Annotated in this window: 18 protein-coding genes; 11 read left to right on the top strand and 7 right to left on the bottom strand. The window is 68.0% G+C overall.

From position 1 onward, the window contains the following. Nucleotides 1-5: 5 nt before the first annotated feature. Nucleotides 6-1331, bottom strand: a complete 1326-nt coding sequence (locus ACZZZD_RS08640) for a class I SAM-dependent methyltransferase (protein WP_463434277.1) — start codon at nt 1329-1331, stop codon at nt 6-8. A gap of 211 nt (nt 1332-1542) precedes the next feature. Here ACZZZD_RS08640 and rplU point away from each other — a divergent pair, with 211 nt between their 5' ends. The 3 genes from rplU (at nt 1543) to ACZZZD_RS08625 (ending at nt 3185) form a co-directional block, all read left to right on the top strand. Beyond that, a complete protein-coding gene (rplU, locus tag ACZZZD_RS08635; RefSeq protein ID WP_463434276.1) occupies nt 1543-2097 on the top strand; it encodes a 50S ribosomal protein L21 in 555 nt (184 codons plus the stop codon). 98 nt (nt 2098-2195) lie between these two features. Further along, entirely contained in the window at nt 2196-2483 is a 288-nt protein-coding gene (gene rpmA / locus ACZZZD_RS08630; RefSeq protein ID WP_159848772.1) for a 50S ribosomal protein L27, read from the top strand. A gap of 168 nt (nt 2484-2651) precedes the next feature. Next, complete coding sequence (locus ACZZZD_RS08625; protein ID WP_463434275.1) at nt 2652-3185, top strand: GNAT family N-acetyltransferase; 534 nt, start codon at nt 2652-2654, stop codon at nt 3183-3185. A gap of 17 nt (nt 3186-3202) precedes the next feature. Here the strand turns inward: ACZZZD_RS08625 and ACZZZD_RS08620 are convergent, their stop codons facing one another. Then, nucleotides 3203-3397, bottom strand: coding sequence for a hypothetical protein (locus ACZZZD_RS08620; RefSeq protein WP_463434274.1), 195 nt, complete (start codon nt 3395-3397; stop codon nt 3203-3205). A 115-nt stretch (nt 3398-3512) separates the two neighbouring features. Further along, on the bottom strand, nt 3513-4028 hold the full coding sequence (locus ACZZZD_RS08615) for a hypothetical protein (protein ID WP_463434273.1): 516 nt from the start codon (nt 4026-4028) through the stop codon (nt 3513-3515). 177 nt (nt 4029-4205) lie between these two features. Between ACZZZD_RS08615 and ACZZZD_RS08610 the strand changes: the two genes are divergently transcribed. Next, nucleotides 4206-5408, top strand: a complete 1203-nt coding sequence (locus ACZZZD_RS08610; RefSeq protein ID WP_463434272.1) for a threonine ammonia-lyase — start codon at nt 4206-4208, stop codon at nt 5406-5408. Then, nucleotides 5389-5904, top strand: coding sequence for an FKBP-type peptidyl-prolyl cis-trans isomerase (locus ACZZZD_RS08605; RefSeq protein ID WP_463434271.1), 516 nt, complete (start codon nt 5389-5391; stop codon nt 5902-5904). Before ACZZZD_RS08610 ends, ACZZZD_RS08605 begins: the two co-directional genes overlap by 20 nt. A gap of 348 nt (nt 5905-6252) precedes the next feature. Here ACZZZD_RS08605 and queG read toward each other — a convergent pair whose 3' ends face one another. Both queG and ACZZZD_RS08595 read right to left on the bottom strand, forming a co-directional pair. Continuing rightward, the gene (gene queG / locus ACZZZD_RS08600; RefSeq protein WP_463434270.1) at nt 6253-7380 is read right to left on the bottom strand and encodes a tRNA epoxyqueuosine(34) reductase QueG; all 1128 of its coding nucleotides are present in this window, start codon (nt 7378-7380) and stop codon (nt 6253-6255) included. Nucleotides 7381-7552: 172 nt separating this feature from the next. Beyond that, nucleotides 7553-8059, bottom strand: coding sequence for a DUF2239 family protein (locus ACZZZD_RS08595; protein ID WP_463434269.1), 507 nt, complete (start codon nt 8057-8059; stop codon nt 7553-7555). 71 nt (nt 8060-8130) lie between these two features. On the opposite strand from ACZZZD_RS08595, the gene ACZZZD_RS08590 reads away from it, so the two are divergent. Next, nucleotides 8131-8463 carry a GIY-YIG nuclease family protein gene (locus ACZZZD_RS08590; RefSeq protein ID WP_463434268.1) on the top strand — a complete coding sequence of 111 codons (333 nt, stop codon included), beginning with the start codon at nt 8131-8133 and terminating at the stop codon, nt 8461-8463. A gap of 84 nt (nt 8464-8547) precedes the next feature. Here the strand turns inward: ACZZZD_RS08590 and fzlA are convergent, their stop codons facing one another. Both fzlA and ACZZZD_RS08580 read right to left on the bottom strand, forming a co-directional pair. Next, the gene (fzlA, locus tag ACZZZD_RS08585; RefSeq protein ID WP_463434267.1) at nt 8548-9234 is read right to left on the bottom strand and encodes an FtsZ-binding protein FzlA; all 687 of its coding nucleotides are present in this window, start codon (nt 9232-9234) and stop codon (nt 8548-8550) included. A gap of 62 nt (nt 9235-9296) precedes the next feature. Next, nucleotides 9297-10304 carry a cation diffusion facilitator family transporter gene (locus tag ACZZZD_RS08580; RefSeq protein ID WP_463434266.1) on the bottom strand — a complete coding sequence of 336 codons (1008 nt, stop codon included), beginning with the start codon at nt 10302-10304 and terminating at the stop codon, nt 9297-9299. A gap of 130 nt (nt 10305-10434) precedes the next feature. Here ACZZZD_RS08580 and ACZZZD_RS08575 point away from each other — a divergent pair, with 130 nt between their 5' ends. From ACZZZD_RS08575 to ACZZZD_RS08555, 5 genes are all read left to right on the top strand, one after another. Beyond that, on the top strand, nt 10435-11235 hold the full coding sequence (locus tag ACZZZD_RS08575; protein WP_159848805.1) for an undecaprenyl-diphosphate phosphatase: 801 nt from the start codon (nt 10435-10437) through the stop codon (nt 11233-11235). Nucleotides 11236-11273: 38 nt separating this feature from the next. Further along, on the top strand, nt 11274-12197 hold the full coding sequence (locus ACZZZD_RS08570; protein ID WP_463434265.1) for a class I SAM-dependent methyltransferase: 924 nt from the start codon (nt 11274-11276) through the stop codon (nt 12195-12197). A gap of 166 nt (nt 12198-12363) precedes the next feature. Further along, nucleotides 12364-13113: a pseudouridine synthase gene (locus ACZZZD_RS08565; protein ID WP_463434264.1), complete on the top strand. Its 750-nt coding sequence runs from the start codon at nt 12364-12366 to the stop codon at nt 13111-13113. A gap of 35 nt (nt 13114-13148) precedes the next feature. Next, nucleotides 13149-14363, top strand: a complete 1215-nt coding sequence (locus ACZZZD_RS08560; protein WP_463434263.1) for an NAD(P)/FAD-dependent oxidoreductase — start codon at nt 13149-13151, stop codon at nt 14361-14363. A gap of 36 nt (nt 14364-14399) precedes the next feature. Further along, nucleotides 14400-14642 carry a type II toxin-antitoxin system Phd/YefM family antitoxin gene (locus ACZZZD_RS08555; protein ID WP_463434262.1) on the top strand — a complete coding sequence of 81 codons (243 nt, stop codon included), beginning with the start codon at nt 14400-14402 and terminating at the stop codon, nt 14640-14642. Nucleotide 14643: the final 1 nt, after the last annotated feature.

Raw genomic sequence — 14643 nt, 5'->3', positions numbered from 1 at the left:
GGCCCTCAGCGATAGAGACTGGCCCGATCCAGCGGCAGGCCCGACGGTCCGGCGCGTCGCTTCTGGGCCACAGTCTGATAGACCAGGGTGCCGCCGCGCTCGAAGCCTTTGGCGAACAGGGCGAAATAGATCATCCACAGCCGCGACCGCGCCTCGCCCGCCAAGGCATAGGCCTCTTCGCGTCGGGCATAGAGGCGGGCGGTCCATTCGCGGAGCGTCAGCTCAAAATGCTCGCGCATGTCCTCGACATCCAGGACCTCGAACCCCAGCCGGCCCAGGTTGGTGACCGTCATGCCGATGGTGTCCAATTCGCCGCCGGGGAAGATGAACCGGGTGATCACCTTGGTCGTCGGGGTCGGCTTGATCGCCCCCTTGCCGCCGCGCCGCACCGAGGCCTGGTGGAAATAGAGACCGCCGGGCTTCAGCACCCGCCGCATCTGATTGAAATGGCGTTCGTGGTTGGCGAAGCCGGCGTGTTCGAACATCTCGACCTGGGCGATGGCGTCATAGGCTTCGACCGCATCGACCTCGCGATAGTCCTTCAATTCCAGGGTGACGCGGTCCTGCAGGCCCAGCCGCTCGACCTTGGCGCGGGCGAAGTCGAGCTGGGCCTGGGACAGGGTCACGCCATGGACCCGCACGCCATAGTTGGCGGCGGCCCAGCAGGATAGCCCGCCCCAGCCGCAACCGACATCCAGCAGGCTCTGGCCGGGCTGAAGCCTCAGCTTGCGGCAAATCCGGTCCAGCTTCTCGCGCTGGGCGGTTTCCAGGCTGGCCTCGTGGTCGGGGAAATAGGCGCTGGAATAGACCATCTCCGGATCGAGGAAGAGGGCGTAGAAGTCGTTGCCGACATCATAGTGGAACTGGATGAAGTCCTGGTCGCGCCGTCCGGTCCGGTCGCGGCCCACCCCGTCGTCGCCGGTCGCGTCCCAGGCGGGCAGTTCGCCCGCGCCCCGGTCGTCGTTCTTCATCAGGAAGGGCAGGGCTGCGCGCAGGATACGTAACTTGTCCACCCGTTTGCCCAGATGGACGGCTCGGCCGTGGTCCCAGCGGTCGGCGGCCTCCAGCGGACTGCCGCCCTCAACCCGCAGGTCGCCGGACGCGAACAGTTCGAACAGGGTCATCAGGCCGGGCTTCAGGATCAGCCGCCGGATCGTGGAGGGGCGGGCGATCACGATCTGGATGTCGTCGCGCGCCGTCGGCCCCAGCGGCAGGACCTCGCCGTTCCACAGCCGCAGCGACAGGTCGGCCTGCAGATGGGTGGAGACTTCGGCGACGATCCGGCGTGCAGCGACGATGCGCGGATCCTGGTCGTTAGCGTCGGTCGTCATGCGGTCGTATCCCCCCGGCAGCGTGCAGAGCTTGACCATATCGGGTTGGTCGAACAACGACTAGATGGTCGGGGATAATCCGGCCGGGGCTGAATTTCCGCCGGGTTCGGCGTTGACTCTCAGACACCCTTCCGTATATGTCGCCGCTCTTCGCCGCCCGGGGTGCCCTCGGACGGCGTATCTTTTTTTGCGTTTGCGCTGAGGCTTCAACATGTACGCGGTGATCAAGACCGGCGGCAAGCAGTACCGGGTCCAACCGGGCGACACCATCGTCGTCGAAAAGCTCGACGGCGACGCCGGCTCGGAGCTGAAGTTCGACAGCGTCCTGATGCTGGGCGGCGACAAGGGCGTGACCCTGGGCGCCCCCCTGATCGACGGCGCCTTCGTCGGTGCGACCCTGGTCGAGACCCGCAAGGGTGAGAAGATCAAGATCTTCAAGAAGACCCGTCGCCAGGGCTATCGCCGTACGAACGGCCACCGCCAGATGGAATCGGTCCTGCGCATCACCGGCATCGACGGCGCCGGCGAGACCGCCAAGTGGGACGGCACGGTCGATCTGACCACCAAGGCCGAGATCAACCTGCGGGCCCGCAACCTGGCTTCGCGCGATGCGACTTCCTCGCTGGGTTCGACCGAGACGGTCGTGACCGACGTGGACGGCGCCGAGGTCAAGGGCGTCGTGGTCGAGAGCTCGGCTCCCGCCAAGAAGGCCCCGGCCAAGAAGAAGGCTGCGCCCAAGGCTGAAGCCGCCGGCGACGAAGCCTAAGACATTCACCGGCGCCTCGCGGCGCCAGACAGTTCAGAGTGACGTCCTCAAGTAGGCCGAAAGGCCGGTAGGACACTCAAGAAAGACGGAGCGGCAAGATGGCTCACAAGAAATCCGGTGGTTCGTCGCGTAACGGTCGCGACTCCGAGTCGAAGCGCCTTGGCGTGAAGAAGTATGGCGGCGAGCGCGTGCTGGCCGGCAACATCATCGTGCGCCAACGCGGCACCACCTTCCACCCGGGTGAGAACATCGGCATGGGCCGCGACCACACCCTGTTCGCCCTGACGCACGGCGCCGTGAAATTCACCAAGAAAGCGGGCGGCCGTTGTTACGTGTCGATCCTCGCGGCCAATGACGACGCCCAAGTGGCGATGGCCGCCGAGTAACGCGATCTGGACCTTCCCGGATCGGCGTTGCTTCTGAAAGCAGCCGATCTGGACCAGGGATTATATTCCGCGGGGAGTCTGGATCACCAGGCTCCCCGTTTGCGTTTCCCCGCCTCGAAGACCGTCCGAGCCCTTCAAGGAGACGGTTGAAGATCCGAGGCAACGCCCATGTGCGTCATCGAAACCTCTCCCGTCGTCGAGACCCGGCGTTTGGTGCTGCGCGCGCCCGCGCCCCAGGATGCGCCGCGCATCGCGGCCCTGGCCAACGACCTGGACATCGCGCGCATGACCAAGCGCATGCCCCACCCGTTCCACATCGGCCATGCCGACGACTTCGTGCTGCAGGTCGCCTCGCAGGATCCGAGGCGCGCCAACACCTTCGTCATCGACCATGAGGATGTCGGCCCGATCGGCGTGATCGGCCTGTTCGAGGGCGAGGATCTCGTGCCCGAGACGGGCTACTGGATCGGTCGGGAGTATTGGGGTCGGGGCTTCGCCACCGAGGCGCTGGACGCCGCCCTGGTCTGGGCCAGCCGCAAGTGGAAGCGGCGGGCGCTGGTCGCCGGGCATTTCGCCGACAACCCGGCGTCCGGTCGCGTGCTGGAGAAGGCGGGCTTCCTCTACACCGGCGAGACGCGCCGGGCGTGGAGCAAGGCGCGTCTCGCCGAGGCGGACACCCGCATGATGGTCTGGCTGGCCTAAAGGGCCAGCCAGAGGGCTCAGCCTGCTACGGCCGGGCCATAGACGGCGGCGACGGCGATCAGGCCGACCACCAGCATGGCGCCCGCGCCGGCGATGAAGGTGGCGATGGTCTTCGACCGTCGCCGCCGCATGCCGCCCGCCTTGTATTTGCGGATGATGACCGACGGCCCTCGCGTAAAGGCCTCGGACCCTATGATGTTGTGTTGGGACAAGAAAAGCGCTCCCCGAACTCTCGCACAGAAGCGGCGATCAGTCCGGGGCGCTCGCGGCCAGAAGATGGCGACCCGCGTTACCGGGGTCGCATCTTCGTGAGAACGGGCATGCGGGTCACAGGGTGACGGAGACGACCCGGCCGCCGCGCGTCTGCACCGACTGCATCAGCACCAGAGGCGCATCGCCCGAGGTCACCGGTACGATCAGGAACCAGCCGCCGTCGGGCAAACCGTCGAAGCGGAAGCGGCCGTTCTCGCAACGCTCGGAGCGGACATAGCTGCTGTAGTTGGCGTTGGCGTCGGCCACGGTGCGGGCGCGCACCACGGCGGCGGGCACGGCCGCACGCTGGGTCGAGCCGTACAGGGTGCGGAAGCGGGCGCGGGTATAGGGGGTGTCCGGCGTAAGGCCGACGCTGGCGACGCAGTCGAAGGCCTTGCCGTCCTGGGCGAAGGCGATCTGGCCCTGAATGCTGTTGCGGCCGGGCGCCTGGGACCAGTCGAAGTCGCTTTCATTGAAGGCGGCGGGGCCGCTGTTCGGCAGGCCGCCGCCGACGGTGGGGGCGCAGGCCGACAGGGCGGCGGCCGCCAGGGCGAGGGCGAGGCCGGGCGCGGCGAACGGGCGGATCGACATGGGGGCTTCCTCCGGGGGATTACACGGTCGCGGGGGACGACCGCGCCCACTATCGCACGACCCGCCGCCCGACTTCCACGGTCAAGATGTCCGGCTCTGGACCCGGACCCGACAACGCGCGAAACAGGCCCCGACAACGCGCCCATTCGTCGAGGCGCGACAGTTGGAAACGCCCGCATGACCGTCGCCTTCGCCGACATCCAAGCCGCCCGCGCCCGTATCGCCGGTCAGGTCGACCACACCCCGACCCGCTATTCCAGGAAGCTGTCGCAGCTGACCGGGGCTGAGGTCTGGGTCAAGTTCGACAACCTGCAATTCACCGGAAGCTTCAAGGAGCGCGGCGCGCTGAACCGGCTGCTGATGCTGAGCCCCGAGGAGCGCAAGCGCGGCGTGGTGGCGGCCAGCGCCGGCAACCACGCCCAGGCCCTGGCCTATCACGGCGGGCGGCTGGGGGTGCCGGTGACCATCGTGATGCCGGAGGGCACGCCCTTCGCCAAGATCAACGGCACCCGGTCGCACGGGGCGACGGTCGTGATCCACGGCCTGGACTTCACCGGCTCGACCGAGGAGGCCAAGCGGCTGGAGGTCGAGAAGGGCTATGTCTTCGTCTCGGCCTTCGACGACGAAGGGATCGTGGCGGGCCAGGGGGTCTGCGCCATCGAGTTCCTGGAGGATGCGCCCGACATCGAGGCCCTGATCATCCCCATTGGCGGCGGCGGCCTGATCGCCGGCTGCGCCATCGCGGCCAAGGCGATGAAGCCGGACATCAAGATCTTCGGGGTCGAGGCGGCGCGATACCCATCCTTCACCGCGCGGCGGGCGGGCCTGCCGCCGGTCTGCACCGGCCAGACCATCGCAGAAGGCATCGCCATCAAGGCGGTGGGCGACATCCCCTTCGCCCTGGCCGATCCGCTGGTGGACGAGGTCTTCGTCTGCGAGGAGGCCGACTTCGAACGGGCCGTGGCCCACTACGTCACCTATGAGAAGACGGTGTCCGAGGGCGCAGGCGCGGGCGGCCTGGCGGCGCTTCTGGCCTATCCCGAACGGTTCAAGGGGATGAAGGTCGGGCTGGAGCTGTGCGGCGGCAACATCGATGCGCGGATGCTGGCCGTGGTGCTGAATCGCGAGATGGTCCGTGAACGGAGGTTGCTGGTTTACCGGATCCTGGGCGACGACCGGCCGGGCATGTTGTCGGCCATGGCGGCGGTGATCGGCGGCCTGGGCGGCAACATCATCGACGTGGTCCACAACCGTCTGGCGCTGGACGTGCCGGCCAAGGGCGCCGAGTTCGACATCATGGTCGAAACGCGCGATAGCGCCCACGCCGACGAGATCGGCGAGGCCTTGAAGGAACGCGGCTATGAACTTCGGATGGGGTAAGGCGGCGCTGCTGAGCGCGGTGCTGTTGGCCGGTTGCGGCCAAGCCGAGCCGGTCGATCCGAACGCCGGCAAGACCGAGGCGGTCGCCTTCATGACCGAGAACGCCAAGGCCGACGGCGTCGTGACCCTGCCCAGCGGCCTGCAATACAAGGTGGTGCAGGCGGGACCGGCGAACGGCGTCAACCCGGACCGCAACGACCTGGTCAAGGTCGATTACGAGGGCAAGCTGGTCGATAACAGCGTGTTCGACAGCTCGTTCGCGCGCGGGGCGCCGGCGGTGTTCACGCCCGAGGAAGTGGTCAAGGGCTGGACCGAGGCGCTGCAGAAGATGCGGGTCGGCGACGAATGGCTGCTCTATGTGCCGCCCGAGCTGGGCTATGGCGAGCGCAGCAGCCCCAAGATCCCGGCGAACTCCGTGCTGATCTTCCGGCTGAAACTGCTGGACGTGGCCAAGGTGCCGGGCGGTGGATCGGGCGTCGGCACGGCGATGGGGTGATCCCAGCGACCCGTCTCCTCCCCACTTCGTGGGGAGGTGGCGCGGCGCGTCTTCGCGCCGTGACGGAGGGGTTCTGTGCCGACGCCCGATCCACCGCGTAGCCTGTCCTCGGGCTCGCCTTTGGCGAGACCCGGGGGCGGTCCCCCTCCCCGCGAAGCGGGGAGGAGACGGAAAAGTGCACTGCGGATTTTTTGAGTGCACTTTAGTGCAGATTTTTGCGAGCGGTTTGCAGTTCTGCGGCGAATGTCAAAGACCAGGCGAGCAGTATAGCCCAGCGTTCAGGGGCGGTAGGGTCGCGGTCGCTGGTCGTCTTCAGGGCTTTGAAATCGCTGTGATTCGTCGCGGCGACTATGCGGGTTGAGGCGTTTTCGCCTGTCGCCATTCGGCCAGGACCTGAGGGTCGGTCTCTGTCGTCGCCTCGGCCAGGGTCGCGAATTCACCGGGGGATGTCAGCCGCGACAGCGCCCAGACGGCGGCGCCGCGCACCAGGGGCGAGGGGTCGTCCAGCAGGGCCTGCGTCGGGGCGATCAGGGACGCGTCGTCGGAGTTGCTGACGGCGTAGAGGACGTTCCGCAGGAAGCGGTCGCGACCGATCCGCTTGACCGGGCTCTTGGTGAACAGGGCGCGGAAGGCGGCGTCGTCCAGCGCCAGCAGGTCGTGCAGCCGGGGGCTTTCGAAGGCCTCGCGCGGCAAGAGCCGGATTTCGCGGGCTTCCTGGGCGAACTTGTTCCACGGGCAGACCGCCAGACAGTCGTCGCAGCCATAGATGCGCGATCCGGTCAGGGTGCGGAACTCGACCGGCCAGGGATCGGCGAACTCGATGGTCAGGTAGGACAGGCAGCGCCGGGCGTCGAGCTGGAACGGGGCGGGGAAGGCGTTCGTGGGGCAGGCGTCCAGACAGGCGGTGCAGCGGCCGCAGTGTTCGGTCTCGGCCGCGTCCGGTTCGATCTCGGCGGCGGTCAGGATGGTCCCCAGGAACAGCCAGTTGCCGTGGGTGCGGCTGAGCAGATTGGTGTGCTTGCCCTGCCAGCCCAGGCCGGCGCGCTGGGCCAGGGGCTTTTCCATCAGGGGGGCGGTGTCGACGAAGACCTTGATGTCGGCGCCGTTGCGGGCGGCGATCTGGCCCGCCAGCTGTTTCAGCCGGCCCTTGATGACCTCGTGATAGTCGTCGCCGCGCGCATAGACCGAGATGTAGCCGGCCGAGCGGTCGGCCAGCTGGTCCAGCGGATTGTCGTCGGGGCCGTAGTTCATGCCCAGGACGATGGCGGTCCGCGCCTCGTCCCACATGGCGGTGGGGTGCTGGCGACGATCCAGCGTCGTCTGCATCCACTCCATGTCGCCATGCCGGCCCTTGTCCACGAAATGCCGCAGCCGCTCGCCCGCCGGCCAGGCGTCGGCGGCCGAGGCGAAGCGGCAGACATCGAAGCCGAGCTCGGCCGCGCGCTGGCGGATGAAGGTTTTCAGGCGGTCGGACACGAGCGGGGGATAGCATGAAGTCTCCTCCCTGCGGAGCGGGGAGGTGGCGCGGCGCGTCTTTGCGCCGTGACGGAGGGGTTCTTTACCGCATCACTGGCGCCTGGGGGACTTTGAAGAGCCCCTCCACCACGCTACGCAGGGTCCCCCTCCCCATTTCGTGGGGAGGAGACGGTCATTCGCCGTCGAACAGTTCAAGAACTTGGGCCTGAATGTCCGCAGGCCATGGGGCGATCAGGGCGGCCAGACGGTCGCGATCGGCGCCGAACAGGGCGCGGCTGGCCTCTTCGAAGTCGGGGGCGTCGCCGGCCATCTCGACCATGAAGCCATAGGCGGCGTCCGTGCGACGGCGGCGCGCATCGTCGTCGGCGCCGGTCTTGCGGGCTTGTTCAACCAGACGGCGCAGGGCGGCCGAGGCGCCGCCGGGCTGGGCCGCCAGCCAGTCCCAGTGACGGGGCAGGAGGGTGACCTCGCGGGCGGCGACGCCCAGGCGCGGCCGGCCACGCCGGGGCGGGGGCGCCGGTCGCAGATCGAGATCGACGGCGCGCCCGGTCTGGAGGTCGAAGACGCGAAGCGCGGCCTGGGGCGAGGCCGACAGGGCGGTCTTGAAGGCGGCGGACACGACGGCTTCGGGCCCCTTGGCGATCCGGGCGGGGCCGTCGAACAGGACCAGTTGGCGCATCTCGTCGTCCATATATTTACCCGGGTAAAATTAGCAGATAGGATAATACCCGGATAATAAGGAAAGCCGTCATGACCACAAGCCGCAAGACCCTGATCGCCGAATACAAGGAGCGGGTGACCATCGCCGGCGTCTATGCCGTGATCTGCAATGCGACGGGCCAGGCCTGGGTCGGCAAGAGCCGCCACATCGACACCGAACAGAACGGCCTGTGGTTCGCGCTGCGCCACGGCGGCAGTCCGTACCGGTCGCTTCAGGCGGCGTGGAAGGCGCACGCGCCCGAGGATTTCCGCTTCGAACAGCTGGACCGCCTGCCAGAGGACATCTCGGATCTGCGGCGCAAGGACGAGCTGGTCAGTCGCGCCAAGCTGTGGGCCGCGCGGCTGGGGGCGGAGGCGCTTTAGGGGCGCTTGTGCTTTGCCGGCCCCACCCGGTCGCTGCGCGACCACCCTCCCCCGCGGGGGGAGGGAGAGGCGGTCGGGACGCGCCTAGAAGTCCAGGTCGGCGTACCACACCGACGGCGGCACGCCGACGAAGCGGTCGGCGAGCAGGGGGCGGAAGCAGGGGCGGGATTTGAGCTTGGAGTACCAGGTCTTCAGACCGGGCCAGTTCTTCCACTGAATCTCGCCGAAATAGTCGAGCACCGACAGGTGGGCGGCGGCGATCAGGTCGGCCTGGCTGAGGCGGCGGCCGGCCAGCCAGTCGCGGGCGGCGACCAGATCCTCCAGCATGGCGAGGTGGGCTTTCAGGGCGTCGCGACCCTCGCGCAGGGCGCGGGCTTCGGGTGGGCCGAGCTTGAGCAGGGGTTTCTCCATCCGCTCGTGCAGCAGGACGGCGTCGACCTCGTCCATGAAGCGACGCTCGAACCAGCCGGTCAGGCGGCGCGCCTCGGCGCGTTCGGCGAGGTCGGCGGGCAGCAGCAGCGGCCCCTTCTGCTGATCCTCGATCCAGCCCAGGACGGCGGGCAGTTCGCACAGGACCAGCGGGCGGCCGCGATCCATCGTCTGGATCACCGGCGGCAGGCCGGACGGATTGAAGTCGTTGACCGGGCAGTCGGCCTCCCACGGACGGACCGGGGTGTCGGTCCATTCGATCCGCGCCTCGCCCAGGGCCAGACGCGCGGCGCGCGAGGCGGGCTGGAAGGCGAAGTGGAAGAGAACGCAAGGGTCGGCCATCAGGGGTTGATGCGCCCCGACCCGTTAATGCGCGTTTACTGCATTGAAATCGTGATCAGAGTTTAGGACCACGGCCCCTTGGGCGCAGAGCTGGTCGGGGCTTCGACGGCCTTGGGTTCGGCAGGCGCCGCCGCAGGGACGACGGACGTTTCCGCCTGCGGACGGGCATGGCCGCGCGGGTCGGCGTGGATCAGGATGTCGGCGGCGGGATATTGGCTCAGCACCCGGTTCTCGGCCGCGACGACGATGGCGTGGGCGGCGTCCAGGGTCTGGTGGGCGTCCAGGTCGACGTGCATCTGGATCATCATCACCTGGCCGGCCATGCGGGTGCGCAGCTGATGCACGCCGAAGACTTGAGGATCGGCCCGGACGGCCTGGGTGATGGCGGCGCGGTCGGCCTCGGGCACGGCGCGGTCCAGAAGGTGATCGGCGGCGACCTTCAGCATGCCGGTCGCGCCCCAGAACAGCCAGACGGCGACGACGATGCCGGCCGCCGCATCCAGTCCCGGCGCGCCCAGGAAGGCGCCCGAGATCACCCCGATCAGCACCACGACATTGGCGGCGAGATCGGCGGCGTAGTGGGCGCGGTCGCCGGCGACGGCCAGGGAGCCTGTCTTTTTCAGCGTCTGGGTCTGCATCCACACCAGCCAGGCGGTGATGGCGATGGCGACGACCATGATCCCGGTCGCCCAGAAGCCTGCGGTGACGGGGCGGGGATCGAAGATGCGCTGCACCCCCTCCCAGCCGATGAAGATGGCCGAGGCGAAGACCAGGCCGGCCTGGACCAGGGCGGACAGGGCCTCGCCCTTGCCGTGGCCATAGCGGTGGTCCTCGTCCGGCGGGGCGGCGGCCCAGCGCACGGCGAAGAAGGTTGTCAGGGACGCCGCCAGATCCAGCACCGAATCCGCCAGGGTCGCCAGGATGGAGACCGAGCCGGAGGCGCCGAGCGCAAAGGCCTTCATCGCGATCAGCACCACCGCGACCCCGACCGACAGGCGGGTGATGCGGCGCGCAGCCAAATGGGCATCTTCCAAGGGCGGGGGCGCAGGTGCGGGGGCGGGTGTCGTCATATGCGGCCTCTTCTCGCGCAATCATGGCGGAAAGCCAACCGCTCGCCATCCCTCGCCTAATCAGGGGCGATTGCGCTAAGGCAGGACCGAACCGGGCGCGTCGTGATCCCGGACCTGTTTCGGGGTTTTCATGTCGGACTGGCTGGCGGCCATCATCCTGGGTCTGGTCGAGGGGCTGACCGAGTTCATTCCGGTCTCGTCCACGGGCCATATGCTGCTGCTGGGCCATTTCATGGGCTTCGAGAGTTCGGGCAAGACGTTCGAGATCGTGATCCAGTTGGGCGCCCTCTTGGCCATCATCAGCGTCTATTTCAAACGGCTGTGGGCGCTGGCGACGCGCTGGCCCTTCGACCCCGAGGCGCGGCGGTTCCTGATCGGCCTGCTGGTCGCCTTCGCGCCCGCCGTGGTGATCGGCTTTCTGGCCTATGACTTCATCAAGACGGTGCTGTTCGAGACGCCGCAGGTGGTGTGCGTGGCCTTGATCGTCGGGGGGGTGATCCTGTTGCTGCTGGACCGAATGGACAAGCGGCCCAAATGGCTGGACGCCGAGGCCTATCCGATGCGGATCTATTTCCTGATCGGCCTGTTCCAATGCCTGGCCATGATCCCCGGCGTGTCGCGGTCCGGCGCCACCATCGCAGGGGGTCTGCTGCTGAAGACCGACAAGCGGTCGGCGGCCGAGTTCAGCTTCTTCCTGGCACTGCCTACCATGGGGGCGGCGGTGGCCTATGACCTGCTGAAGAACCACAAGACGCTGGATTTCAGCGACGTGGGCCTGATCGCCGTGGGCTTCGTGGTGGCCTTCATTTCGGCCCTGGCGGTGGTGCGGTTCCTGCTGGATTTCGTGTCGCGTCGCGGCTTCGGCGTCTTCGCCTGGTGGCGGATCGTGGTCGGGGTCGTGGGGCTGGTGCTGTTGCAGGCGGGGTTCTGAGGCTGGTCCCCGACGCCTTCTCCCTCTAAGGGCGGGGCATGACCACGCTTCTCTATGGCCGCCCGCCTGTCGTCTTCGATCCGCCGGGCACTGGCGAGGGTGGGGCGACCCAGACCTCGCCCCTGATCCCCGATTCCGCCGCGCTGGAGGCGCAGGACGCCGGCTCGGCCGATACGATCATGATCTACGCTCCGCCCGGGGTTCTGGAGCGGCGCTATGTCCTGGCCCTGGCGCTGAGGGCGCTGAAGGTCGGCGGGCGGCTGGACGTCATGGCGCTCAAGGACAAGGGTGGGTCGCGCCTGGGCAAGGAGCTGAAGGCGTTCGGCGTCGAGGTCGCGGAAACGGCCAAGGCGCACCACCGGCGCTGCATCGTCTTCAAGCCGCAGACGGCGCAGGGCCTGGACGAGGCTGTCGACGCCGCCATCGCCGCGGGCGGACCGCAGTTCGTGCCGGGGCTGGAAGCCTGGTCTCAACCGGGGATTTTCGCCTGGGACCGGATCGACGCGGGCTCGGCGCTGCTGGCCGAACACCTGCCGCCGATGAAGGGCGAGGGGGTCGATCTGGGCTGCGGCTATGGCGCGCTGTCGATCGTGGCGCTGCGTTCGCCGGCGGTGACCAAGCTGAAGCTGGTCGATCTGGACCGCCGCGCCATTCGGGCTGCGCGCGAGAACGTCACCGACGAACGCGCCAAGGTCTGGTGGTCGGACGCCCGGACGCTGGAGGCCAAGGGCGACAAGGATTTCGTGGTCAGCAATCCGCCCTTCCACGACGGCGGGGCCGAGGACCGGCGCCTGGGCCAGGCCTTCATTCGCAAGGCGGCCGAACTGCTGAAGAAGGGCGGCGTCGCCTGGGTCGTGGCGAACCGACACCTGCCCTATGAGGCGGAACTGAACGCAGCGTTCAAGCGGGTGCGGCTGGTCGCCGAGGCGGGCGGCTACAAGCTGTTCGAGGCGGTGAAGTGAGCCACTTCTCCTTAAGCCGTCATCCTCGCCCTTGTGGCGAGGATCCAGACTCCCGGTATTCGAGGGGAGCGTTGTCTGCCGACGCACCGGGAGTCTGGATCCTAGGGACAAGCCCTAGGATGTCGGGTGTGGGTCGGATGACGGATGTGGGTGTGGGTGTGAACGCATGACCAAGACCCCCACATCCCGCGTCGACCGTCTGCTGGGCTCGATGGGCTATGGCTCGCGGGCCGAGATGGCGCGGATGGCCAAGGCGGGCGGGATCGTGCTGGACGGGGCGGATCTGATGGACGTGTCCAAGCGGATTCCGGTGACGCGCGACCTGCCGACGCGGATGGAGATCGACGGCCAGCCGCTGGACCCCGTGCAGGGGCTGGTGATCATGCTGAACAAGCCGCTGGGCATGACCTGTTCGCACAAGGAAGAGGGGGCGCTGGTCTATGACATCCTGCCGGGCCGCTGGCGGGCGCGCGATCCGGCCATCTCGACCATCGGGCGGCTGGACAAGCAGACGACGGGCCTGCTGCTGCTGACCGACGACGGCGATCTGCTGCACCGGGTGATTTCGCCCAAGCGCCATGTGACCAAGGTCTATCGCGCGGGGCTGGCAAGGCCGCTGGTTGGGACCGAAGGCGATCTGTTCGCCGCCGGGGAGTTGGTGCTGGAGGGCGAGGACAAGCCGCTGGCGCCCGCGGTGCTGGAGGTGGTGACGCCGACCGAGGCCCTGCTGACGGTGACGGAGGGGCGCTATCACCAGGTGCGGCGCATGTTCGCCGCCGCCGGCAATCACGTCGAGACCCTGCACCGCGAGCGGATGGGCGGGCTGGTCCTGCCGGCCGATCTGGCGCCCGGACAGTGGCGGCTGCTGGGCCCTGACGAGATCGCCTCCATCTTCACGGAACCGACCGCCGCCTGACGATCTATGGCTCAGCTAGATTTTGAGAGCCTGACATGACCGGCGCGACCATCAAACGGGATCTGAGGACGGGACGGTCGCTGTGGGCGGACAGTCCGGGCCTGGGCGTCAAGACGCGTCTGCTGACCGAGGCGATCTCGGTCGATGTCGCCATCGTCGGCGCGGGGATCAGCGGCGCCTTCACCGCCCATGAACTGGCGCGCGATCATTCGGTGGCGGTGCTGGATCGGCGCCCGCCCCTGATGGGATCGACCCTGGCCTCCACCGCCATGCTGCAGTGGGAGATCGACCTGCCGCTGACGACGCTGAGCCGGCGGATCGGGACGGAGAAGGCCCGGCGGGCCTATCGCCGGTCGCGGTCGGCGGTGGATGCGCTGAAGCGGATCGTGGCGGACGAGGGCATTCGCTGCGGGCTGAAGCCCAAACAGTCGCTGTATCTGGCGGGTGACGAATACGGCCATCGCGCGCTGGAGGCCGAGGCCGAGGCGCGGGCGGCGATGGGGCTGGAGAGCCGCTATCTGGGGCCGGCCCAACTTCGCGAAACCTTCGGCATCGAGCGGACCGGGGCCATCGTCTCTGACGGGTCGGCCAGCGCCGACCCCGCAAGGCTGGCGGCGGGCCTGCTGCGGCGGGCCGGCGAGAAGGGCGCGAAAATCTATTCAAAGGTCGAGGTGCTGGAGGCGATCAGCGACCCGGACGGCGTCACCCTGCTGACCGATGCGGGCCATGCGGTGCGGGCCAGACAGGTCGTGTTCTGCTGCGGCTATGAGTTTCCCAAGGGCGTGCCGACACCGGGGGCCAAGGTGATCTCCAGCTGGGCGCTGGCGTCAAAGCCGCGGATGCGGTGCCCGGCCTGGCTGCGCGACATGCTGGTTTGGGAGGCGTCGGACCCCTACCTCTATTTTCGCATGGGCGGGGACGGGCGGTTGATCGTGGGCGGCGAAGACGAGACGTCCCCGACGGCTCACGACGACAAGGCCAAGCTGAAGCGTAAGTGCGAGACCATCGCTCAGAAGCTGCGTCGCCTTCTGCCCGAAATCGAGTTCGAGGTGGACTATGCGTGGGCTGGGGCGTTCGGCGAGAGCGCGACCGGCCTGCCGCAGATCGTGCCGGTGGAGGGGATGGACCGCGTCCACGCCGTCATGGGCTTCGGCGGCAACGGCATCACCTATTCGGTCATCGCCTCGCAGATCATCGGCCGCGCGGTGCGGGGAGAAACGGACCCGGATGGGGATCTGTATCGGTCCTGATTGGACATTTGGCGGCAGATAGCTATCTTGATAGCCATGTCCAGCTATTCCGTCGCAGAAGCCAAGAACAACCTGCCCAAGCTGCTGGATCGCATGCTGGCGGGAGAGGCCGTGACCATCACGCGGCGCGGCGTCCCCGTGGCGCGACTGGAGCCGGCGCAGATGCGTAAGCCGTCATCCCAACAGGTCGATATGGATTGGTTTCGCCGGGTGCGCGCCAAGCCTGACGATGGTGTGAACGCGGTCGATCTGATCCGTCAAATGCGCGACGAAGACTGAC

The organism is Brevundimonas sp. AC546 (assembly GCF_979258305.1).
This window is presented reverse-complemented; position numbering and strand designations above follow the sequence as displayed.

What these genes read in the sequence shown, in the direction of transcription:
- ACZZZD_RS08640 (WP_463434277.1), bottom strand. Translation starts at nt 1,331, where the DNA reads ATGACGACCGACGCTAACGACCAGGATCCGCGCATCGTCGCTGCACGC.
- ACZZZD_RS08605 (WP_463434271.1), top strand. Translation starts at nt 5,389, where the DNA reads ATGAACTTCGGATGGGGTAAGGCGGCGCTGCTGAGCGCGGTGCTGTTG.
- ACZZZD_RS08575 (WP_159848805.1), top strand. Translation starts at nt 10,435, where the DNA reads ATGTCGGACTGGCTGGCGGCCATCATCCTGGGTCTGGTCGAGGGGCTG.
- ACZZZD_RS08580 (WP_463434266.1), bottom strand. Translation starts at nt 10,304, where the DNA reads ATGACGACACCCGCCCCCGCACCTGCGCCCCCGCCCTTGGAAGATGCC.
- fzlA (WP_463434267.1), bottom strand. Translation starts at nt 9,234, where the DNA reads ATGGCCGACCCTTGCGTTCTCTTCCACTTCGCCTTCCAGCCCGCCTCG.
- ACZZZD_RS08565 (WP_463434264.1), top strand. Translation starts at nt 12,364, where the DNA reads ATGACCAAGACCCCCACATCCCGCGTCGACCGTCTGCTGGGCTCGATG.
- rpmA (WP_159848772.1), top strand. Translation starts at nt 2,196, where the DNA reads ATGGCTCACAAGAAATCCGGTGGTTCGTCGCGTAACGGTCGCGACTCC.
- ACZZZD_RS08610 (WP_463434272.1), top strand. Translation starts at nt 4,206, where the DNA reads ATGACCGTCGCCTTCGCCGACATCCAAGCCGCCCGCGCCCGTATCGCC.
- ACZZZD_RS08560 (WP_463434263.1), top strand. Translation starts at nt 13,149, where the DNA reads ATGACCGGCGCGACCATCAAACGGGATCTGAGGACGGGACGGTCGCTG.
- ACZZZD_RS08570 (WP_463434265.1), top strand. Translation starts at nt 11,274, where the DNA reads ATGACCACGCTTCTCTATGGCCGCCCGCCTGTCGTCTTCGATCCGCCG.
- ACZZZD_RS08615 (WP_463434273.1), bottom strand. Translation starts at nt 4,028, where the DNA reads ATGTCGATCCGCCCGTTCGCCGCGCCCGGCCTCGCCCTCGCCCTGGCG.
- ACZZZD_RS08555 (WP_463434262.1), top strand. Translation starts at nt 14,400, where the DNA reads ATGTCCAGCTATTCCGTCGCAGAAGCCAAGAACAACCTGCCCAAGCTG.
- ACZZZD_RS08595 (WP_463434269.1), bottom strand. Translation starts at nt 8,059, where the DNA reads ATGCGCCAACTGGTCCTGTTCGACGGCCCCGCCCGGATCGCCAAGGGG.
- rplU (WP_463434276.1), top strand. Translation starts at nt 1,543, where the DNA reads ATGTACGCGGTGATCAAGACCGGCGGCAAGCAGTACCGGGTCCAACCG.
- ACZZZD_RS08590 (WP_463434268.1), top strand. Translation starts at nt 8,131, where the DNA reads ATGACCACAAGCCGCAAGACCCTGATCGCCGAATACAAGGAGCGGGTG.
- ACZZZD_RS08625 (WP_463434275.1), top strand. Translation starts at nt 2,652, where the DNA reads ATGTGCGTCATCGAAACCTCTCCCGTCGTCGAGACCCGGCGTTTGGTG.